The following is a 20,966-nucleotide window of genomic DNA, read 5'->3' as shown; positions in this document are numbered from 1 at the left end:
GGCGCTTTCCGTCGCACGGGGGCTGGCGGGTCAGCCGGCTGCGGGTGGACCGCGCGCACGAAAGCTGAACTGCCTGCACACCTGCGCCGCATGCATGCACACGCACTGCACGCCCGCAACGCGAAGCTCGCTTCATTCCTGTGACTTCGATGGAGCAAGCAATGAACAATCCCGGCACCCGTAAACCCACCTGGCGACAGAGCAAAGGCCTGTGGATCGTCATCGGCGTGGCCCTGGCCATCTTCGTGGTGACGCTGTTCCTGCGCTGGTGAGGGTGCAGCGCCCGTTGTGGTAGCGTCGGCCAGGGCAGTCGAGCACGGCTCGACGCTACATAGGCCATGGTCGAGCAAGCTCGACTCTACCAAGTGGAAGCTCAGCCATGCCTTTGCCCGATCTGATTGCGACGGTGGCCGGTGAACTGATCCTGGTGCCAGTCACCCTCCTGCCGATCATCAATCCACTCAGCACCGCGTCGATCTTCGTATCCACCGTGGGCGGTCGCCGGCAGGTGGCCAAGCGGTTGGCGCGGCAGATCGCGTTCAACAGTTTCATCGTGATCGTGGTGGCGATGCTGGTCGGCACCTATGTGCTGTCACTGTTCGGCATTTCGCTGCCGGTGGTTCGCATCGGCGGCGGCCTGCTGGTCGCGGCGGCTGGCTGGCGGATGCTGGGGGCGCGGGTGGACGATCCGCCCACGGCGGCCGAGGAGCAGGCTTCGGCCATGGCGGACCACGAGCTGCAGCGCAAGAGCTTCTTCCCGCTTACGTTTCCGCTGACCACGGGCCCAGGCACCATCGCAGCCTGCATTACGCTGGGCACCCATGTTGAATCGGTGACGCCGCTGCACCTGTTGTCCGGCGCGGTCGTTGCGGTGGGTGGGGCGTTGCTGGTGGTGTCGGTGATCTACCTCATCCTGCGCAACTCGATCGTGCTGGTTGCACGGCTGGGGCCGACCGGCGCGGTGGTCATGCAGCAGCTGGTGGCGTTCGTGCTGCTGTGCATCGGCATCCAGCTGATGTGGGCAGGCTGGGTGGACCTCAATCACGAGACGTTTGCCGCCGCGGCGTAGCGTCGAGCTTGCTCGACGGATGGACCAGGAGCAGTCGAGCAGGCTCGGCTCTACGAAGGGCAACGGCCAGGGCCGGGGATCAGCTCTGCTGCAGCAGCTCCACCAGCTGGCGCAGGCGATAGGGCTTGGGCAGGAATTCAACCTGGTCGGGCAATGGCGGCAGCTGTGACCGCGCGTACCCGGACGACAGGATCATCCGTGCGTGCGGCTGGTCACGGGCGACATGCTCGCTCAGCTCGATGCCGGACATGCCATTGGGCATGCTGACGTCGCTGAACACCACATCGAAACGCTCGCCGCCCTGCATCAGGGCCACGGCCTCATGGCCGTCGGCCGTCGTCGCCACATCGATGCCAAAATCGCGCAGCGCCAGTCCGATCATCTCTCGCAGATCGGACTGGTCCTCGACCATCAGTACGCGGATCGGGTCATCAGTCATGGGCAGGGTCCTCCATTGCAGGTAGCAGCAGGCTGACCGTGGTGCCGACACCGGGCGTGGTGGACACATCGACGAAGCCGCCGCTCTGGGTAGTAAAGCCGAACACCTGACTCAGGCCCAGGCCGCTGCCTTTGCCGATGTCCTTGGTGGTGAAGAAGGGTTCCGTGGCCCGTGCCGCGATGTCCGGGGCCATGCCATGGCCTTCATCGCAGACGCTCAGTGTCACATATCGGCGTTGCCGGGCGTTGTCCGCATCGGGGTCCAGTCGATGCTCCAGCGCAGTGGCCACCAGCACACGTCCGCCGTCCAGGGTGGCATCGGCGGCATTGGCCACAAGATTGGCCAGGGCGGTCTGCAGCTGCACGGGGTCGCTGTTCAGCAGCGGCAGCCCCGGGGTCAGTGCGGCCTCCACCAGCACCCCGGGCGGGCAAGCGCTGCGCAGGCCGGGCAGCCATTGCTGGATCTGCTGGTTGATGTCCAGCGGCTCGCGGATCAGGGTCTGGCCGGTGCTGAAGGCCAGCAGCTGCCGGGTCAGCAGCGCGCCGCGGTCGGTCGCTGCCTGGGCGGTCGCCAGCAGATCGGCGGCGCGTGCATCGCTGCCCACGCGCAGTGACAGCAGGTCCAGCGCGTTGCCGACGGTGGTCAGCAGGTTGTTGAACTCGTGCGAAAGGCCGCGGCTGAGGCGGCCCACGGTCTCGAACTGCTGGGTCTGGCGCAGGGCGCGCTGGGCATCGCGCAGCAGGCGCTGGGCCTGCCACTGCTCGGTGATGTCACGGGTGATCTTGACGAAGCCGAGCAGCTCGCCGTTCTCAACGACCGCTTCGATGACGATGCTGGCGCGGAACGAGGCGCCATCGCGGCGCACCCGCCAGCCTTCGCTGGAGACATGGCCGTTCTGTGCGGCAAGCCGGAGCAGGCGCTCGGGCTCGCCGGCCTGGCGTTCATCGGGCAGGTAGAACCGGCTGAAGTGGGTGCCGATGACCTCGTCGGCGCGGTAGCCCTTGATCCGCTCGGCGCCAGGGTTCCAGCTGCAGACCCTGCCTTCCGGATCGAGCAGGTACAGCGCATGGTCGCGCACGCTGTCGATCAGCAATCGCAATTGGCGAGACGTGTCCGTCAGCACGGAGGGCGTAGATGCGGTTGCGTCCACGTGGAAATGAGCAATACCCCTGTAAGGGATGCGACCGTAGGCACATCAGTGTGAAGGAATTGTGCACGGATCGCCTGTGCCATTGGTCGTATGCGGCTGAATGCGACACGGGGTACCATCACCCACCTTTTGTGATCTGGAACCCATTTGCATGCGTCCTGGTGCAACTACGCGTGACCGCTGGATCTGGACGGCTGCCGCCGTGCTGCTGGCAACGACCATTGCGATGGAAGTGGTCGTTCCGCTGGGCTATGCGGTATGGCTGACGTATTTCATGGCGATCGGGGTGACGGTGTTCCAGCGCAGCGCCCGGGCTCCGTTCATGGTGGCGGTCATCGCCTGCGGGTTGCTGGCCATCGGCTACAACATCGCCCCGGCGAGCACCAACTCCTCGTTCTCGTTCGTCAACCGCACCATTGGTGGCGTTGGCTTCCTGATGATCGCGCTGATCGTTTCCCGCGCAATCACGGCGCGGCGCGAGGCGATGCGGGCGTTGTGGCTGCAGGAGGCCGAGAACGCGGTGGCCATGAGCCTGCGCGGGGATCTGGGGCCTGAACAGATTGCCGATGCGGCGATGACCAGCCTGGCTGCGCAGCTGCAGGCCGAAGTGGGTGTGTTGTACCGCCTGGAGGGCGGGCGGCTGCAGTTGACCGGCGGTGTGTCGCTGCCGACCGGCCTGCCTGCGTCCATCGGACTGCAGGAGGGGTTGCTCGGGCAGGCCGCGCGCGACCAGCAGATCCGCCATGTGCAGGGTAATGACGCCCAGGCGCTGCAGCTGCAGTCCAGCCTGGGCCAGGTGCCGGTTCGTGAGCGCATCCTGGCGCCGATCAGCAGTGACGGAGCGATGGTGGGCGTGGTCGAGCTGGGCCGCTCGCAGGGGATCGACCAGCGGGCGCTGGACGTGGAGTTGCTGGATCGCTGCGCCGAGACCATCGGCATGGCGCTGCGTGCCTCGTTGCTGCGCGCGCAGCTGGTCGTGCTGCTGGAGGAATCGCAGCGGCAGGGCGAAGAACTGCAGGCGCAGCAGGAAGAACTGCGCGTGGCCAACGAGGAGCTGGAAGAGCAGAGCCGCAGCCTGATGCAGTCGCAGGGCCACCTGGAGCAGCAGCAGGCCGAGCTGGAACAGAGCAACGTGCAGCTGGAGGAGCGCACCCACGAGCTGGAAGCGCAGAAGCAGGCGCTGCTGGTGGCGCAGGGCCAGCTGGTGCGCAACAGCAACGAACTGGCCGCGACCTCGCGCTACAAGTCCGAATTCCTGGCCAACATGTCGCACGAGCTGCGCACGCCGCTGAACAGCTCGCTGATCCTGGCCAAGCTGCTGGCCGACAACAAGGATGGCACGCTCACCGACGAGCAGGTCAAGTACGCCCGCGCGATCCTGTCGTCCAACAACGACCTGCTGGCGCTGATCAATGACATTCTCGATCTGTCGCGCATCGAAGCCGGCCATGTCGAACTGGCTGACGAAGTGGTGGTGGTCGACAGCGTGCTGCAGCGCCTGCGCGAAACGTTCGAGCCGATGGCGCGGCAGAAGGGCCTGGCACTGCAGATCGAAGCCGATGCGCTGGCACCGACCCAGCTGGTGGCCGACAACCAGCGCATGCAGCAGATCCTGAAGAACCTGCTGGCCAATGCGCTCAAGTTCACCGAGCACGGCAACGTCAGCCTGCACGTGCGTGCCGGTGGCAATGGCCGCATCCGCTTTGAGGTCTGCGACTCGGGCATCGGCATCGCCCGTGACCAGCTGCAGGTGATCTTCGAGGCGTTCCGACAGGCCGATGGCAGCACCCGCCGCCGCTATGGTGGCACCGGCCTGGGCCTGTCGATCTCGCGCGACCTGGCCGTACGCATGGGCGGTGACATCCAGGTCGACAGCGAGCCGGGGCGTGGCAGCTGCTTCATCCTGGAACTGCCGCTGCAGGGTGCGCCGGCCGCCGAAATGGCCGAGCCGCGTGTGGCCGATGCGGCCATCGCGCCGGCGGCGGTGCGGGCGGCAAGCGAGCCTGCTGCAGCAGCGGTTCCTGCGCCAGTGGCTGTCGCCAGCGTTGCCGACGACCGCGGCCGCCGCCAGCGCGCCGGGCGCCTGATCCTGGCAGTGGAAGACGATGCCAGTTTCGCCGAGGCGCTGGTGTCGCTGGCCCATGAGCTGGACTTCGACTGCGTGGTGGCCACCACTGCCGAAGAAGCGCTTGCACTGGCCAGCGAGCTGCGCCCCAACGGCATCCTGCTCGACATCGGCCTGCCCGACGTCTCCGGCCTGAGCGTGCTTGAACGCCTCAAGCGCAACCCGGAAACCCGCCACATACCCGTACACGTGGTTTCGGCCATGGACCGCAGCCAGGTCGCGCGCGAGCTGGGTGCGATCGGTTATGCGGTGAAGCCGGCCACCCGCGAACGTCTGGCCGCGGCCATCGAGCAGCTGGAGCAGACCAGCCAGCGCGATGTGCGGCGCCTGCTGATCGTCGAGGACGACAGCGACCTGCGCCACAACCTGGAGCTGCTGCTGGGCCGCGACCAGCTGCAGATCGTGGCCGTGGGCACCCTGGCCGCTGCGATCGAGCAGCTGAGCACGGTCACCTTCGACTGCATGGTGATGGATCTGTCCCTGCCCGATGGCAGTGGCTACGACCTGCTGGAACACATGGCCGGCAATGATGACGTCGGCTTCCCACCGGTGATCGTCTACACCGGCCGGGCTCTGAGCCGCGAGGAAGAGCAGCGCCTGCGCCGCTATTCCAAGAGCATCATCATCAAGGGCGCACGCTCGCCCGAACGCCTGCTCGACGAGGTCACCCTGTTCCTGCACAGCGTCGAGGCCAGCCTGCCCAGCGACCAGCAGCGCCTGCTGCGGGAGGCGCGCCGTCGCGATACCGTGCTCGATGGCCGTACCGTGCTGCTGGCCGAGGACGATGTGCGCAACATCTTCGCCCTGTCCAGCGTGCTGGAACCGCTGGGGGTGACCCTGGAGATTGCACGCAACGGCCAGGAAGCGGTTGACCGCCTGGCCCAGCGCGAGGTCGACCTGGTGCTGATGGACATCATGATGCCGGAGAAGGATGGCCTGACCGCCATGCGCGAGATCCGCGCGCAGCGCCATCTGCAGGATCTGCCGATCATCGCGCTGACCGCCAAGGCCATGCCCGATGACCGCGAGCGCTGCCTGCAGGCCGGTGCCAACGACTACATCGCCAAGCCCATCGACGTGGACAAGCTGGTCTCGCTGTGCCGGGTCTGGTGCTCGCGGCAATGAACGAACAGGCGCTGTTCGACCTGGAACTGAAGGTGCTGCTGGAGGCGTTGTACCAGCGCTACCACTATGACTTCCGCAGCTATGCGGTGTCCTCGCTGCGCCGGCGCATCCGCCAGGCGATGCAGCGCTACGACTGCGAGCGCCTGGTGGATCTGCAGCACCGGCTGCTGCACGAGCCGGAGCTGTTCGCCCAGGCGATGCAGTTCTTCACCGTGCAGGTGTCGGAGATGTTCCGCGACCCGGCCTACTTCAAGCAGCTGCGCGAGCAGGTGGTGCCGGTGCTGCGCACCTACCCATCGGTGAAGCTGTGGGTGGCTGGCTGCAGTACGGGTGAAGAAGTGTGGTCGCTGGCCATCCTGCTGCATGAAGAAGGCCTGCTTGAGCGCAGCATCGTCTACGCCACCGACATCAACCCGACCGCGCTGGCCAGTGCGGAGGCCGGTGCCTACAGCATCGACCGCCTGGCGCAGTTCAGTCGCAACTACCTGGCCGCCGGTGGTACCGGCTCGCTGTCCGATTACTACGCCACCGCCTACGACGGTGCGGTGTTCGATCGCCAGCTGCGCCGCAACGTGGTGTTTGCCGACCACAGCCTGGCCACTGACACGGTGTTTTCCGAAGTGCACCTGGTGTCATGCCGCAACGTGCTGATCTACTTCAATCGTGATCTGCAGGACCGTGCCGTCGGCCTGTTCCGCGAAGCGCTGGTGCATCGTGGTTTCCTTGGCCTGGGCAGCAAGGAATCGCTGCAGTTCGGCCGCCACCATGATGCGTTTGAAGCCTGCTCACGCGAACACCGCGTGTACCGGAAGGTGGTCTGATGGGCGCAGTGCGCCCGCAGCTGCTGGTGGTCGGTGCCTCGGCCGGCGGCGTGGCTGCACTGCAGGCGCTGCTGGGTGCACTGCCTGCAGGCCTGCCAGTGCCGGTGCTGGTGGTGCTGCACCTGCCGCGGGACCGCAGCAGCCGCATCGCTGAAGTGCTGGCGCCTTACTGCGCGCTGGCGCTGCGCGAGGCCGAGGACAAGCAGCCGCTGCAGGCGGCCACGGTGACTTTCGCTGCGCCCGATTACCACCTGTTGGTGGAGGACGCACAGACCATCGCGCTGTCGATGGACGAGCCGGTGCTGTTTTCGCGACCGGCCATCGACCCGTTGTTTGAATCCGCCGCGGCCGTGTTCGGGCCGCAGCTGCTGGCGGTGCTGCTGACCGGTGCCAGCAGCGATGGCAGTGAAGGCGTGGCCGCGGTGCGATCCGCCGGTGGCCGCGCCTGGTTGCAATGCCCCGAAGAGGCCGAGGCATCGATGATGCCGGCCTCCGCCCTGCAGCATGCCGGCGCTGATGCCGTCCTGCCTCTTGATCTGATGTGCCGTCGCTTGAAGGAGTTGTTCGCATGAACCTGCTGCCACCGGACCCTGCGCAGTCGCAGACCCCGGTCAACCTGCTGATCGTCGATGACGTGCCGCAGAACCTGGTAGCCATGCAGGCGCTGCTGCGCCGCGAAGGCGTCAACCTGCTGCTGGCCGGCTCGGGCGCGCAGGCGCTGGAACTACTGCTGGAGCATGAAGTGGCGCTGGCGCTGCTGGACGTGCACATGCCGGAGATCGATGGCTTCACCCTGGCCGAGCTGATGCGTGGCTCGCAGCGCAGCCGCGATGTGCCGATCATCTTCCTGACCGCGTCGCCGGATGACCCGGTGCGTGCGTTCAAGGGCTACGAAAGTGGTGCGGTCGATTTCCTGCACAAGCCGGTGGCACCGCAGGTGATCCTCAGCAAGGTCAATGTCTTCATCGAGCTGTACCAGCAGCGGCAGCTGCTGAAGTGGCGTAACGATGCGCTGGAGCGTGCGCTGAAGTTGAACGAGACGATGGCGGCCGTGCTGACCCACGATCTGCGCACGCCGCTGTCGGCGATCCTGCTGTGCGCCGACAAGCTGTCGCTGGAGCTGCCGCCGGGCAACGCCAGCGCGCAGCAGACCCTGCAGCACCTGGAGGCGAGCACCGTGCGCATGGCGCGCATGGTCGAGCAGCTGCTGGATTTCTCACGCATCCGCAGTGGCGGCCTGCGCCTGGACGCCAGCAACTGCGACCTGGAGGAGCTGGCCCGCGCGGTGATTGCCGAGGCGGGAAGCGCGCATGGTGGCAGCCGTATCACCTTTGATGCACGCGGCGACGCGATGTTGCACGGTGACATGGATCGTCTGGGCCAGGTCGTTGCCAACCTGGTTGGCAATGCACTGACCCACGGTGGCAAGGACATGGTGCAGGTCGCTGTAGATGGCAGCGATGCGCGCGCAGTGACCCTGCGCGTGCGCAACACCGGTCATATCGAGGACGCGCTGCTGCCGCGCTTGTTCGAACCGTTCAAGGCGAGCTTCCACCAGAGCAAGGGCCTTGGCCTCGGCCTGTACATCGTCGATCAGTTCGTTGCCGCGCACGGAGGCAGCCTGACTGCACGCAATGAGGCGGGCCAGGTGGTCTTCGAAGCCGTGCTGCCGCGTCGCGTCGACGCACGTGCGATGGGCGCTTTCTGAATTCTTCAGAAAGCGCTGACACGGACTGAGACGTGCTCGTCCGCACCTGTTAACGTGGCGCCTCACGTTGACAAGGATGCCCCATGCCATTGCGCGCCATCGCCTACGTCAGCCAGGCTTCGCCGGAGCTTTCCGTCGCACGCCTGCAGACGGTGGTCGAGGATGCTGCCCGTTTCAACAGGCTGGCCGGGGTAACCGGGGTGCTGTTGCATGACGGGCAGCGTTTCCTGCAGTACATCGAGGGCCCACCCGACGGGCTCGACTCGGTGTACGAGCGCATCCTGCAGGCAGGCAGCCATGTGGACATCGTCGAGCTGGCGCGCAGCCATCTCGGTCAGCGCCAGTTTCCCTACTGGTCGATGCGCGCGCTTCCGGTCGATGCTTCGAAGCTGCGCCAGCTGGCCAGCAGCGACTGGTCAGGCTTCTCGCGCACGGTGGAGAGCGATGATGCTGCTCCCACGGCAGTCGATCTGCTGAGCGCCCTCGTGCGCCCGATGCTCAGCGCCAGGTAGAGTCGAGCCTGCTCGACTGCGGGTGCCGGTAGTCGAGCAAGCTCGACGCTACGCACCCGGTTTTCACCCCGCTGTCACCGTTGCCGGGTTCCCATCGAGGCTCCCTGGGGAAAGGAGCGCGGCATGAAGCGGATCAGGTGGCAGGGCAGGGTGGCACTGGCCTTGGCGATGGCGACGGCGGTCACGCCGGCATGGGCCTGCACGCGGGCGGTCTACCTGGGGGACAACGGCGATGTGATCACCGCGCGTTCCATGGACTGGAAGGTGGATGTGGCCACCAACCTGTATGTCCTGCCGCGCGGCATCGCGCGTACCGGCCAGGCCGGGCCGAAATCGGCTGCATGGACGGCGCGCTACGGCAGCGTGGTGGCCACCGGCTACGACGTATCCACCACCGATGGCATGAACGAGAAGGGGCTGGTCGCCAATCTGCTGTGGCTGGTCGAATCGGAGTATCCGCAGCAGCGTGGCAACAAGCCCGGGCTGGCGATCTCGCTGTGGGCACAGTACGTCCTGGACAACTTCGGCAGCGTGGCTGAAGCGGTGGCTGCGCTGGAGAAGGAGCCTTTCGCCATCGTCACCGACAAGGTGCCGGGCGAGGACCGCCAGGCGACCCTGCACCTGTCGATGTCCGATGCGAGTGGCGACAGCGCCATCATTGAATATATCGGTGGCCGCCAGGTCATCCATCATGACCGCCGCTACCAGGTGATGACCAACTCGCCGATCTTCGATCAGCAGCTGGCGCTCAATGCGTACTGGAAGAGCATCGGTGGCACGGTGATGCTGCCGGGCACCAACCGCTCGGCCGATCGCTTCGCGCGTGCCTCGTTCTACATCAATGCCATTCCCAAGGCCGAGGACCCGGTGGAGGCGCTGGCCAGTGTGTTCAGCGTCATCCGCAACGTGTCGGTGCCGTTTGGCATCACTACGCCGGGCGAGCCGAACATCTCGTCCACGCGCTGGCGCACGGTGGCCGACCACAAGCGGCGGCTGTACTTCTTCGAGTCGGCGTTGACGCCCAATACGTTCTGGGTCGATCTGAACAAGGTGGATTTCGGCGGCCAGGTGTTGAAGCTCGACCTCGGCCGGGATCAGCGCAACACGTTCTCCGGTGATGCGCTGTCGCAGTTCGTGCCGAGCAGGCCGTTCGCTTTCCTCGGCACCGACGGCTAGGGGGCGCGATTGTCGTCCTTCGGATAGACCGCGAGGATGTCGCAGCCTGGGCGGGCGAAGCTGGGGGTGTAGGTGCGGCCGTCCCCCTCGATGCCCGAGGGCATCAGCACGATGCGGTCGCGGGGGTTGCCGCAGATCAGGCCGTTCTGCAGGCCGGATTGGAATTCCACGTCGGTCGCTCCGGCCAGGATCGAGCAGCTGCTGGCCAGTTCCACGTGGTAGTAGCGGTGGCCGCCATTGCGGCGTGGGTTGGTTTCCACCACCACGCCTTCCGGGCTTTCACTCCAACCGCGCACATTGCGGGTAGCAAAGCAGACGGCGGACGAGGTCTGGAAAGTATGCCGGGCGTCGCTGCTGCGGCGTCCCCGGCCCTTTGCGGTGACGGTAACACCGGGCAGGGTGGCCGCGTACTGACGGCTGCTTTCGCGGGCGATGGTGGCGAAACTACGGGCGTCGATCGATGTGACCGTGCTGACCGCGCAGCTGCGACCGTCGACCACCACCCGCTCACCCGGCTGGCCGCAGGCCCAGCCTCGGGGTGCTTCCAGCCTGAGGGTGTCGGCTTCGTTGATGCCGGGACAGGCGGCGGTGAATTCAATGCGGAAGGCTCGACCCGTGCTGTCGACGACAGCGATGGCGCCGGGCGTGTCCTGTTCCACCTGCTGCACATTGCGCGCATCCAGGCAGTCCGGCGCTGGTGGCGTCCGCACGTCCTGCGCGTGCAGAGTGGTTGCGACGGAGCTGGCAAGGGCCAGCGCGAGGAGCAGCGGTCGGACATTCATCATGCAATCCATGCGGGGTAAAGCTCCCCGCGAAGGTAGCACGCGCCCCGTCCACCTTGATGACCGCGTTGCGGGCCGCTGGCTGCGCGCGCACACTTCGTCGATGGGCGCCATCTTCCATCTGCGGCACTACGGCCAGGCCACCGGTCTGGACCGCCACGACTATGCCCAGTGGGTGCTGCCGCTGCAGGGCGAGCTGCAGTTCGAGCTGGAGGGCCGTGGCGGCCGCCTGGACCTGCTGCAGGGTGCATTCGTCGCCGCCGGTGAGGCGCACGACCAGATGGCGCACGGGCCGAACGGTTTCGTGATCGTCGATTGTGGGCCGGGTGTGCTCGATGACCTGACCCAGGAACACCTCAGTCGCCAGCGCTGGCTGCACCTGCCGCTGTCACTGCGCCAGCGTCTGGCCCAGGTGCGGGTGGGTGGCTGCATGCCGGAGCTGCTGCCCGACCTGCTGCGTGTGTTTGCCCCCGCGGGGAGTGGCGCGCGGCTGCAGGCCCTGTGCGCGGTCGTGCAGGCCGAGCCCGGACAGGCCTGGCCGGTGGCGCGCATGGCGGCCCATGTTGGCGTCAGCGAAAGCCGGCTGCATGCCTTGTTCCAGCGCGAATTCGGGGTCAGCCCGCAGGCCTGGCTCAGCGCCAGCCGGCTGCGCTGGGCCAAGCATGCGCTGCTGACCAGTGCAGCGCCGATCAGCGATATCGCGCTGGCGGCGGGGTATTCCGAACAGAGTGCGCTGACCCGCGCACTGAAGCGCGAGACCGGCCAGACCCCGAGCGCCTGGCGGCGTGGCGAAGCGCCTTTGTAGAGTCGAGCTTGCTCGACTGGCTTTCCGCGAAGAGCAGTCGAGCAAGCTCGACTCTACGAAGAGATCGGGCAGTAGCCTCGGTCAAGACGCCGCGCCCATCGCCGCCTAGAGTGCGCAGCCTGTTCTCTCCCCCGAAGAACCTGATATGCGCAACAACCCGATGGCCCTGGGCATTGCCAATGGCGTTGCCGCGGGTGCGCTCTGGGGCGTGGTCTTCCTCGCGCCGGCCGTGCTGCATTCGTTCAATGCGCTGCAGTTGTCTGCGGGCCGTTACCTGGTTTACGGCCTGATTGCCGTGGTGCTGCTGCTGCCGCGCTGGAAGCGGCTGGCGTCGAAGCTGGGACGCGCTGAATGGATCGGGCTGCTGTGGCTCAGCCTTGCCGGCAACCTGGTGTATTTCCTGCTGCTGGCCACGGCCGTGCAGTGGGCAGGTGGTGCGGCGGCCTCGCTCATCGTGGGTCTCATCCCGGTGGTGGTGACACTGGTGGGTGTGCGCGAGAAGGGCGCCGTGCCGCTGAAGGCGCTGCTGCCAGCGCTGGGGCTGTGCGTGCTGGGCGTGGCCCTGGTCGGTTGGGAATCGTTGATGTCCGAGCACCTGGCCACGCCGTGGCGGCAGCGGCTGATCGGTCTGCTGTGCGCGTTTGGCGCGCTGTTCTCGTGGGCGCTGTACTCGGTGGGCAACAGTCGCTGGCTGGCCCGGCGCGCCGACCTGTCCAGCCATGACTGGTCGCTGCTGACCGGCGTCACCACCGGCGGCCTGGCGCTGCTGCTGGTGCCGATGGCCTTCATCGGCCAGACCGCCGGCCACACGCCGGCGCAGTGGAGCCTGTTCTGGGCCATCAGTGCCGGTGTGGCGGTCATTGCGTCGATCATCGGCAACGCCTTCTGGAACCGCGCGAGCCGGCTGCTGCCGTTGACCCTGACCGGGCAGATGATCGTGTTTGAAACGTTGTTCGCGCTGCTGTATGCCTTTGCCTGGCAGTGGCGCTGGCCGAGCCTGATGGAGGCGCTGGCGATCGTGTTCCTGGTGGCAGGCGTGCTGCTGTGCGCCCACGCGCACCGCGCCCCGCGTGCGATCGCCGAACATGCCGGCTGATTGGCGGCCTCAAACGCCCTGATGCCCGCTTTGTCTCAATTGCAACCAAATGGCTGCACGTTGGGCGATGATCGAAACAAACGATTTTTGCATCGCAGCACTTGACAGCCCCCCGGCGCACGGTGTTTTCTGTGCGCCATGGTCTTCGATGCCGCCCTTGCCAGCCTGATTGCCCCCGCTTCTGCGGGCGGGTCGACTGCGCCGGTCGCCACCACCACCATTATTACCACCACCGTCACCACTGCCCTGGTGCGGCCCGTCGTCTTCGTGTAACTCCCGAAAACAACGGCCCCGCACCATCCAGGTGACGGGGAAACCCTCCACCTGCATGCGACGGGGCCTCCTACCGAGGTCTGCATGTCTTTCCACGCCCCCGCCCATCCCGCTGCCCCGGCCGACCTGGCCGCGCCGTCCACCGTCGTGCACAAGTTCGGCGGCACCTCGGTGGCCAATGCCGAACGCTACCGCCATGTGGCCGGCCTGCTGCTGGCCCGGCCCGAGCCGCTGCAGGTCACCGTTGTGTCGGCAATGAAGGGCGTCACCGATGCCCTGATCGAGCTGGCACAACTGGCCGCGCGCGGTGATGCAGGGTGGCGCGAAGCCTGGCATGCGCTGCGTGCGCGCCATCGCGGGGCGGCCGTGGCCCTGCTCGGCGAGCAGGTGGGCGAGACCGTGGAATGGATCGACGTGCGCTTCGACCACCTGGCCGAAGTGCTCGGCGCGCTGGCGGTGATCGGTGAGCTGCCGCGCGAGGTGCTGGATCGCGTGCAGGGGCTGGGCGAAGTGTTTTCCGCGCAGCTGCTGGGCATGCATCTGCAGGCGCTCGGCGAAGACTGCGCGGTGCTCGATGCCCGCGATGTGCTGGTGGTGGGCCACGGCGAACTGGGCGTGGACGTGGACTGGGAGGCCAGTGCCGACCGCCTGGCGAAATGGCGCCTGCAGCACCCGCAGTCGCGCGTGGTCGCCACCGGTTTCGTCGCCCGCGACCGCGAGGGCCGCATCACCACGCTGGGCCGCAACGGCAGTGACTATTCCGGTGCGATCTTCGCTGCGCTGTTCAACGCCGACGAACTGCATATCTGGACCGATGTCGATGGCGTGCTTTCGGCCGATCCGCGGCTGGTGCCCGAGGCCGTGCAGCTGGAAGCGCTGAGCTATGACGAGGCCTGCGAACTGGCTTACTTCGGCGCGAAGGTCGTGCATCCGCAGACGATGTCGCCGGCCATCCGCCTGGGCCTGCCGATCTTCATCCGCAACACCTTCCATCCGGCGCACCCGGGCACACGCATCAGCGCCGAGCGCTCGCCGCGCGGGCCGGTGAAGGGCCTGACGCTGAGTCCCGACCTGGCCCTGCTGAACCTGGAAGGCACCGGTCTGATGGGTGTGCCGGGCACGGCCGAACGGGTGTTCTCGGCACTGCGCCAGGCCCAGGTGTCGGTGGTGATGATCTCGCAGGGGTCCTCCGAACATTCGATCTGCTGCGTGGTACGCACCGCTGAAGCCGCACGTGGCCGCGAGGCGCTGCTGCATGCCTTCGCCCATGAACTGGCGGTGGGCCAGGTGCAGCGCGTGCAGGTGAGCGAGGGCGTCAGCGTGCTGGCGGCAGTGGGTGATGGCATGGCCGGCCAGCCCGGCGTGGCCGCGCGCCTGTTCGAGGCGCTGGGCCGGGCCCAGGTGAACATCCTGGCGATCGCGCAGGGCTCGTCCGAGCGCAACATCTCGGTTGCGGTGGCCAGCGCGGATGCAACGCGCGCCCTGCGTGCCGCGCACGCCGGCTTCTGGCTCTCGCCGCAGACCTTCGCGGTGGGCGTGATCGGGCCGGGCAATGTCGGTGCGGCGCTGCTGGACCAGCTGCTGGCCGCGCGCACGCAGCTGCTGGCCAAGGCCAACGTCGACCTGCGCCTGCGGGCACTGGCGTCGCGTTCGCGCATGCGCCTGGAGGCCGATGGTCTGCACGCCGACTGGCGGCAGGCGCTGCACGACGATGGGCAGGCCAGCGATCTGGACCGATTCACCGAGCACCTGCTGGCCGCACACCTGCCGCATGCGGTGGTGATCGACTGCAGTGGCAGCGCCGAAGTGGCCGAGCGTTACGAGGGCTGGTTGGCGGCCGGCATCCATGTGGTCACCCCGAACAAACAGGCGGGTTCGGGTCCGCTGTCGCGCTACCAGCGCATCCGCGCCGCTGCCGCCGCCAGTGGCGCGCGCTTCCGTTACGAAGCCACGGTAGGCGCCGGCCTGCCGGTGATCACCACGCTGCGCGACCTGGTCGATACCGGCGATGAAGTGCTGGCGGTGGAGGGCATCTTCTCCGGCACGCTGGCGTGGCTGTTCAACCGCTTCGATGGCAGCCAGCCGTTCTCCAAGCTGGTGGCGCAGGCGCGTTCGATGGGCTACACCGAGCCGGACCCGCGCGACGACCTGTCCGGCGTGGACGTGGCCCGCAAGCTGGTGATCCTCGCCCGTGAGGCCGGCCACGCACTCAGCCTGGAACAGGTGCAGGTGGAAAGCCTGGTGCCAGCGCTGCTGCGCGATGGCAGCGTGGACGACTTCATGGCCCGCCTGGGCGAATCCGATGCCAGCCTGCTGCAGCGCCTTGAAGCGGCCCGGGCGCGTGGTGCGGTGCTTCGCTATGTCGCCCGCTTGGGTGCCGATGGTGCATCGGTGGGCCTGCAGGAACTGCCGGCCGACCATACCTTCGCCAACCTGCGCCTGACCGACAACGTGGTGCAGTTCCGCACCCGTCGTTACTGCGACAACCCGCTGGTGGTGCAGGGCCCGGGAGCCGGACCGGAGGTCACCGCTGCCGGCGTGTTCGCCGATCTGCTGCGCGTGGCCGCCGGCGAAGGAGCGCGGCTGTGATTGCATGCGCATTCGCGCCCGCATCCGTTGCCAACGTGGCGGTGGGCTTTGACATTCTCGGCCATGCGATTGCCGGCATCGGCGATACCGTGACGGTGCGCCGCATCGATGAGCCCACCGTGCGCATCGACGCCATCCGCGGCAGTGCCGTCGAGCTGCCGCTGGATGCGCCGGGCAACACAGCCGGCGCCGCGCTGATCTCGCTGCGCGAGGGCCTGGGTCTTTCGTATGGCTTCGCGGTCGAGATCGACAAGGGCATTCCGTTCGGCTCGGGCATGGGCGGTTCGGCGGCCTCGTGCGTGGCGGCACTGGTGGCTGCCAATGCCCTGCTGGACACGCCGCTGTCGCGCGAGGCGCTGTATCCGCATGCGCTGGATGGCGAGGCGGTGGCCAGCGGTGGGCGCCACGGCGACAACGTCGGCCCGCTGCTGCTGGGCGGGCTGGCGCTGTGCACGGCCGAGCGCCTGTTGCCGATCCCGGTGCCGGCCAGCTGGCACAGCCTGCTGGTGCATCCGCATGCGGTGCTGGAGACCCGACGCGCGCGTGCGGCACTGCAGGGCAGCTATGCGCTGGGCGAATTCGTCGCGCAGAGCGCCAACCTTGCGCTGGTGCTCAGTGGTTGCCATCGCAGCGATGCGGGTCTGGTGCGTGCCGGCCTGCGTGATGTGCTGGTGGAGCCGCGTCGCGCCGCGCTGATTGCCGGCTTCGAGGCTGCGCGCGATGCCGCACTGGCAGCCAATGCAATGGGTGCGGGCATTTCCGGTGCCGGCCCGAGCGTCTTTGCCTGGTTTGAAGATGCAGACCAGGCCCATGCCGCTGCGGCGCCGGTGCGCGCGGCCTTTGCCGCAGCCGGTTTCGGCAGTGATGCCTGGGTATCACCGCTGGATGCTGCCGGAGCGCGACTGTGCTGAATCCTTCCCCCTTGCTGGATACCGATCTCATGCAATTCGTTTCGACCCGAGGCCATGCACCCGCTGTTGGCCTGAGTGCCGCCATCGCCGCCGGCCTGGCCCCGGACGGCGGCCTGTACGTACCTGAGGTGTTGCCTGCGCCGCGCGAACTGCACGCCGGTGCCACCCTCGCCGAGACCGCCGCCGATCTGCTGGCGCCGTTCTTCGAAGGCGACCCACTGCAGGGCGCACTGCCGGCGATCTGCCAGGAGGCGTTCGATTTCCCGGTGCCGCTGCGCCCGCTTGGCCGCGACGGCGATCATGTGCTGGAGCTGTTCCATGGCCCGACCGCCGCGTTCAAGGACATCGGCGCGCGCTTCCTGGCCGGCACGTTGTCGCGCCTGCAGGCGGGCAAGGATCGTGACCTGACGATAGTCGTGGCCACCTCCGGCGATACCGGTGCCGCAGTGGCGGCGGCCTTCCATCGCCAGCCCGGTGTGCGCGTGGTGGTGCTGTATCCCGATGGCCGTGTTTCGCCCCGCCAGGCGCACCAGCTGGGTTGCTTCGGCGACAACATCCAGGCGCTGCGCGTGGCCGGCTCGTTCGATGATTGCCAGGCGATGGTCAAGCAGGCACTGGCCGATGCGGACCTGCAGGCACAGGTGCCGCTGAGTTCGGCCAACAGCATCAGCCTGGGCCGGCTGCTGCCGCAGATGAGCTACTACGCGCACGCGGCGCTGACCCATCACGCGCGCACGCGACGCCGCCTCAACCTGGTGGTGCCGACCGGCAACCTGGGCAATGCAATGGCCGCCGTGCTGGCACGTGCACTGGGCGTGCCGATCGGCCAGATCGTGCTGGCCACCAATGCCAATGCGGTGCTTCCGGCCTACTTCAACGGTGGCGACTACCAGCCGCAGGCCAGTGTGGCCACCGTGGCCAACGCGATGGATGTGGGGGCACCAAGCAATTTCGAGCGCCTGCGTTGGCTGTATGCCGAGGATGATGGCGAGCTGCGCGCGGCGTTCCGTGCGTTCGCGGTGGATGATGTGACCATCCGTGCCACCATTGCCAGCGCACATGCCAGCAGCGGCGAACTGTTCTGCCCGCACACCGCTACTGCGGTGAAGGTGCTGCAGGATCTGCGCGCGCGGGGGGCCAAGGGCGACTGGGCGGTGGTGTCCACCGCGCACCCGGCCAAGTTCGAAGCAGTGGTGGAGCCGTTGATCGGCGAGCCCGTGGCAGTGCCGCCGGCACTGGAGGCGCTGCTGCAGCGGCCGGCGCATGCCGAGCCATTGGCAGCGGATTACGCGGCGCTGCGCGGGGTGTTGTTGCGTTGATCAAACGCCGCCGGGCCATGCCCGGCGAGCGTCGCGACCGTCAGGCCAGCCCTTCGCCCGCCAGTGCGCGCAACCCGTCCTCGTCGAGGATCTCCACCACGTTCAGATGGGGCAGGGCAATCAGGCCCTGCTGCCGCAGTTTGGTGAAGGTGCGGCTGACCGTTTCCATGGTCAGGCCAAGGTGGTCGGCGATATCGCCGCGGCCCATCGGCAGCGACACGCGCAGGCCATCGCCACCGAGCCTGGCCTCGCGTGCGGCCAGGCGCAACAGGAAGTCGGCCAGTTTTTCCGCCGGTTGCAGGCGGGCCAGGGCCAGCGCGGCATCCTGTGCGGCATCCAGTTCCTGGCAGGCGCGCTGCAGCAGCTTGCGCTCCAGGTGCGGGTAGCGGCCGCGCAGCGCCTTCATCTGCGGCAGGGCGACGCGGCAGACGCGGCTGTCAGCGATGGCCTCGATATCGTGGCGGTGGTGGTCACTGCCACTCAGGCCCAGGTAATCGCCGGGCAACACGAAGCCCTGGATCTGGCGACGGCCATCGGGCAGCGTGCGCACCAGGCGCAGCGCGCCGGCCGTCAATGTATAGACATGCTGCCGTTCCTCGCCGGTGCGGGCCAGAGTACTGCCCATGCCCACCTGCTGCGGCACGGTCACCTGTTCCAGTGCCTGCACTTCATCGGGCGACAGCGCCGAGCAGACCGCCAGGTGGCGGACCGAGCAGTGCAGGCAGTCCAGCGTGCTGCAGGACGGCGCGGCGGCGTCGTGGGTGGCGGTCGGGGCGCCGGCAGGCCGGGACATGGTGCGGGGGCGTATCACGGGCGGGGAGGGCTTTATGATACTTCATGCGGCCTGATGGCCCCTGATCGGCGGCTGAGTGATGCGGGGCGGTAGAATGTCGCCCCCTCCCACGTTCCCGTTCCTGCAGGAGTTCCGCCCGTGATCAAGCCCCGTACCCCGCCCGGCACCCTTGAACTGTTGCCGCGCGAGCAGATTGCGTTCCAGCGCATGCTGGACGTCATCCGCCGCAACTACGAGCGCTTCGGGTTCCTGCCGGTGGAAACCCCGGTGTTCGAGCTGTCTGACGTGCTGCTGACCAAGTCCGGTGGCGAGACCGAGCGCCAGGTGTACTTCGTGCAGTCCACCGGTGCGCTGGCCAACGCGGCCGAATCGGGCGACCGTTCGCTGCCGGAAATGGCGCTGCGTTTCGACCTGACCGTGCCGCTGGCCCGCTATGTGGCCGAGCACGAGCACGAGCTGACCTTCCCGTTCCGCCGCTACCAGATGCAGCGCGTGTATCGCGGCGAGCGCGCCCAGCGCGGGCGTTTCCGCGAGTTCTACCAGTGCGATATCGACGTGATCGGCAAGGACAGCCTGAGCGTGCGTTACGACGCCGAAGTGCTGGCTGTCATCCATGCGGTGTTCTCCGAACTGCGCATCGGTGACTTCAGCATCCAGCTGAACAACCGCAAGCTGATGCGCGGCTTCTTTGAAAGCCTGGGCGTGGCCGAGGGCGAGCGCCAGCTGGCCGTGCTGCGCGAGGTGGACAAGCTGGACAAGCGCGGCGCCGATTACGTGCGCGAAACGCTGGTGGGCGAGGACTTCGACATCCCGGCCGGGCAGGTCGAGAAGATCCTGGCGTTCGTTGCCGTGCGCTCCAAGGGCCACGAAGACGCGCTGGCGCAGCTGGCTGCGCTGGAAGCCGGTGCCGCATCGTCGGAAACCCTGCGCAACGGTGTGGCGGAGCTGCGCGAGGTGCTGCAGCTGGTGCAGGCGCTGGGCGTGCCGGAAACCGCGTACTGCCTGAACTTCTCCATCGCCCGCGGCCTGGATTACTACACCGGCACCGTGTACGAGACCACGCTGACCGACCACCCGCAGATCGGTTCGATCTGCTCCGGTGGCCGCTATGAAGACCTGGCCAGCCACTACAGCAAGTCCAAGCTGCCGGGCGTGGGCATCTCCATCGGCCTGTCGCGCTTGTTCTGGCAGCTGCGCGAAGCCGGCCTGATCGACGGCATCGAAGCCAGCAGCGTGCAGGCGCTGGTCGCGCTGATGGACGAGCAGGGCATGGCGCAGTCGCTGGACATCGCCCGCCGCCTGCGCAGCGGTGGCATCAACACCGAAGTGCAGATGGAGCCAAAGAAGATCGGCAAGCAGTTCCAATACGCCGCCAAGGCAGGCATCCGCTTCGTGGTGCTGGCGGGTGAGGACGAGCTGGCTCGTGGCGTGGTCGCAGTGAAGGACCTGGTGCGCGAGCAGCAGTTCGAAGTCTCCCGCGACGAACTGGCCAGCACCCTGCAGGTCGAGCTGGAACAGTCGAAGGTGATGTAACTGCCTCTGGCAGCATCCAGAGGTTGAACGAAACGCCCACCACCCGGTGGGCGTTGTCGTTTCCGGACCGCGCTCCGGGGTCAGAGCCGTTTTCCTCCGGAAAACGGATCCGACCCCAGGCTCTCCCAACAGCTTGCAGCCAACTGTCGAAGGCGGGGTGGGTCCGGTGGCAGGGGTGTGAGCGGCATGGATGCCGCGACCAAGCCCCCATGGACGGGTTTACGGCGTCCCCTGCCACCGGACCCACCCCGCCATCCCCCAGTAAACCAGCTTTTGCCGTGGCTTCGGCTTCGGCAGGTGCAGGGCGCAGCCCTGCCGCGACCAACCTCAAAAATTGACGCACTGCGCAAGAATGCGCTAATGTACTAGCGCGCTATTACATTGATGCAAGAACTCCACCTCGTGAAAGCCCGCCCCGACATCGCCGCCAAAGACCCCCAGGCCGACCTTGAATCCCTGGCCCAGGCCTTTGCCGCCCTGCGCGAACCCGACCAGGTGCTCGCCTTCCTGCGCGACCTCTGCACCCCCGCCGAGCTTGAAGCCATGGCCGACCGCTGGAAGGTCGTCCCCCTGCTGCAGCAGGGCGTGCCCTACCGCGAGATCCATGAGCGCACCGGCGTCAGCGTGACCACCACCGGACGGGTGGCACGCACCCTCGAGCATGGCCATCGAGGCTATGCCGCCGCCGTCGACCGCCTTGCTTCGCGCTGATCCGCGCCCCGTACCGAACTTCGAGACCT

Annotated in this window: 19 protein-coding genes; 15 read left to right on the top strand and 4 right to left on the bottom strand. The window is 67.4% G+C overall.

Annotated elements, in window-relative coordinates; all coding sequences use genetic code 11:
* The first annotated feature begins 379 nt into the window (after positions 1–379).
* Positions 380–1,069, top strand: a complete 690-nt coding sequence (locus VER16_RS08770; protein WP_324807257.1) for a MarC family protein — start codon at positions 380–382, stop codon at positions 1,067–1,069.
* A gap of 79 nt (positions 1,070–1,148) precedes the next feature.
* Here the strand turns inward: VER16_RS08770 and VER16_RS08765 are convergent, their stop codons facing one another.
* On the bottom strand, positions 1,149–1,508 hold the full coding sequence (locus VER16_RS08765; protein WP_324807255.1) for a response regulator: 360 nt from the start codon (positions 1,506–1,508) through the stop codon (positions 1,149–1,151).
* Complete coding sequence (locus VER16_RS08760; RefSeq protein WP_414716035.1) at positions 1,501–2,658, bottom strand: two-component system sensor histidine kinase NtrB; 1,158 nt, start codon at positions 2,656–2,658, stop codon at positions 1,501–1,503. The genes VER16_RS08765 and VER16_RS08760 overlap by 8 nt, the downstream gene beginning before the upstream one ends.
* 151 nt (positions 2,659–2,809) lie before the next feature.
* Between VER16_RS08760 and VER16_RS08755 the strand changes: the two genes are divergently transcribed.
* The 6 genes from VER16_RS08755 to VER16_RS08730 all read left to right on the top strand — a co-directional run bounded on the left by VER16_RS08755 (position 2,810) and on the right by VER16_RS08730 (position 10,125).
* Positions 2,810–5,908, top strand: coding sequence for a hybrid sensor histidine kinase/response regulator (locus tag VER16_RS08755; protein ID WP_324807251.1), 3,099 nt, complete (start codon positions 2,810–2,812; stop codon positions 5,906–5,908).
* On the top strand, positions 5,905–6,729 hold the full coding sequence (locus tag VER16_RS08750; protein WP_324807249.1) for a CheR family methyltransferase: 825 nt from the start codon (positions 5,905–5,907) through the stop codon (positions 6,727–6,729). The genes VER16_RS08755 and VER16_RS08750 overlap by 4 nt, the downstream gene beginning before the upstream one ends.
* Positions 6,729–7,301, top strand: coding sequence for a chemotaxis protein CheB (locus VER16_RS08745; protein WP_324807247.1), 573 nt, complete (start codon positions 6,729–6,731; stop codon positions 7,299–7,301). The genes VER16_RS08750 and VER16_RS08745 overlap by 1 nt, the downstream gene beginning before the upstream one ends.
* Entirely contained in the window at positions 7,298–8,437 is a 1,140-nt protein-coding gene (locus VER16_RS08740; protein ID WP_324807245.1) for a hybrid sensor histidine kinase/response regulator, read from the top strand. Before VER16_RS08745 ends, VER16_RS08740 begins: the two co-directional genes overlap by 4 nt.
* An 83-nt stretch (positions 8,438–8,520) precedes the next feature.
* The gene (locus tag VER16_RS08735) at positions 8,521–8,949 is read left to right on the top strand and encodes a BLUF domain-containing protein (protein WP_324807243.1); all 429 of its coding nucleotides are present in this window, start codon (positions 8,521–8,523) and stop codon (positions 8,947–8,949) included.
* A 123-nt stretch (positions 8,950–9,072) separates the two neighbouring features.
* Positions 9,073–10,125: a linear amide C-N hydrolase gene (locus VER16_RS08730; RefSeq protein ID WP_324807241.1), complete on the top strand. Its 1,053-nt coding sequence runs from the start codon at positions 9,073–9,075 to the stop codon at positions 10,123–10,125.
* Here the strand turns inward: VER16_RS08730 and VER16_RS08725 are convergent.
* Positions 10,122–10,907: a hypothetical protein gene (locus tag VER16_RS08725; protein WP_324807239.1), complete on the bottom strand. Its 786-nt coding sequence runs from the start codon at positions 10,905–10,907 to the stop codon at positions 10,122–10,124. The two genes, VER16_RS08730 and VER16_RS08725, sit on opposite strands and share 4 nt — an antisense overlap.
* A gap of 103 nt (positions 10,908–11,010) precedes the next feature.
* Between VER16_RS08725 and VER16_RS08720 the strand changes: the two genes are divergently transcribed.
* From VER16_RS08720 to thrC, 6 genes are all read left to right on the top strand, one after another.
* The gene (locus VER16_RS08720; RefSeq protein ID WP_324807237.1) at positions 11,011–11,712 is read left to right on the top strand and encodes an AraC family transcriptional regulator; all 702 of its coding nucleotides are present in this window, start codon (positions 11,011–11,013) and stop codon (positions 11,710–11,712) included.
* A gap of 145 nt (positions 11,713–11,857) precedes the next feature.
* Complete coding sequence (locus tag VER16_RS08715; RefSeq protein ID WP_324807235.1) at positions 11,858–12,808, top strand: DMT family transporter; 951 nt, start codon at positions 11,858–11,860, stop codon at positions 12,806–12,808.
* Positions 12,809–12,946: 138 nt separating this feature from the next.
* Complete coding sequence (locus VER16_RS08710; RefSeq protein ID WP_324807233.1) at positions 12,947–13,081, top strand: hypothetical protein; 135 nt, start codon at positions 12,947–12,949, stop codon at positions 13,079–13,081.
* 84 nt (positions 13,082–13,165) lie between these two features.
* Entirely contained in the window at positions 13,166–15,670 is a 2,505-nt protein-coding gene (thrA, locus tag VER16_RS08705) for a bifunctional aspartate kinase/homoserine dehydrogenase I (RefSeq protein WP_324807232.1), read from the top strand.
* Positions 15,667–16,581, top strand: coding sequence for a homoserine kinase (locus VER16_RS08700; RefSeq protein ID WP_324807230.1), 915 nt, complete (start codon positions 15,667–15,669; stop codon positions 16,579–16,581). Before thrA ends, VER16_RS08700 begins: the two co-directional genes overlap by 4 nt.
* A 29-nt stretch (positions 16,582–16,610) precedes the next feature.
* On the top strand, positions 16,611–17,900 hold the full coding sequence (thrC, locus tag VER16_RS08695; protein ID WP_324807227.1) for a threonine synthase: 1,290 nt from the start codon (positions 16,611–16,613) through the stop codon (positions 17,898–17,900).
* A 40-nt stretch (positions 17,901–17,940) separates the two neighbouring features.
* On the opposite strand, the gene VER16_RS08690 is transcribed toward thrC, so the two are convergent.
* Entirely contained in the window at positions 17,941–18,693 is a 753-nt protein-coding gene (locus VER16_RS08690) for a Crp/Fnr family transcriptional regulator (protein WP_324807225.1), read from the bottom strand.
* 138 nt (positions 18,694–18,831) lie between these two features.
* On the opposite strand from VER16_RS08690, the gene hisS reads away from it, so the two are divergent.
* A complete protein-coding gene (hisS, locus tag VER16_RS08685) occupies positions 18,832–20,226 on the top strand; it encodes a histidine--tRNA ligase (protein ID WP_324807223.1) in 1,395 nt (464 codons plus the stop codon).
* Between the two features lie 402 nt (positions 20,227–20,628).
* Positions 20,629–20,937 (top strand): YerC/YecD family TrpR-related protein, encoded by a 309-nt coding sequence (locus tag VER16_RS08680; RefSeq protein ID WP_324807221.1) that lies wholly within the window; start codon positions 20,629–20,631, stop codon positions 20,935–20,937.
* Positions 20,938–20,966 lie beyond the last annotated feature (29 nt).

Origin of the sequence: Stenotrophomonas sp., assembly GCF_035634915.1 — a bacterium.
Classification (GTDB): domain Bacteria; phylum Pseudomonadota; class Gammaproteobacteria; order Xanthomonadales; family Xanthomonadaceae; genus Stenotrophomonas.
This window is presented reverse-complemented; position numbering and strand designations above follow the sequence as displayed.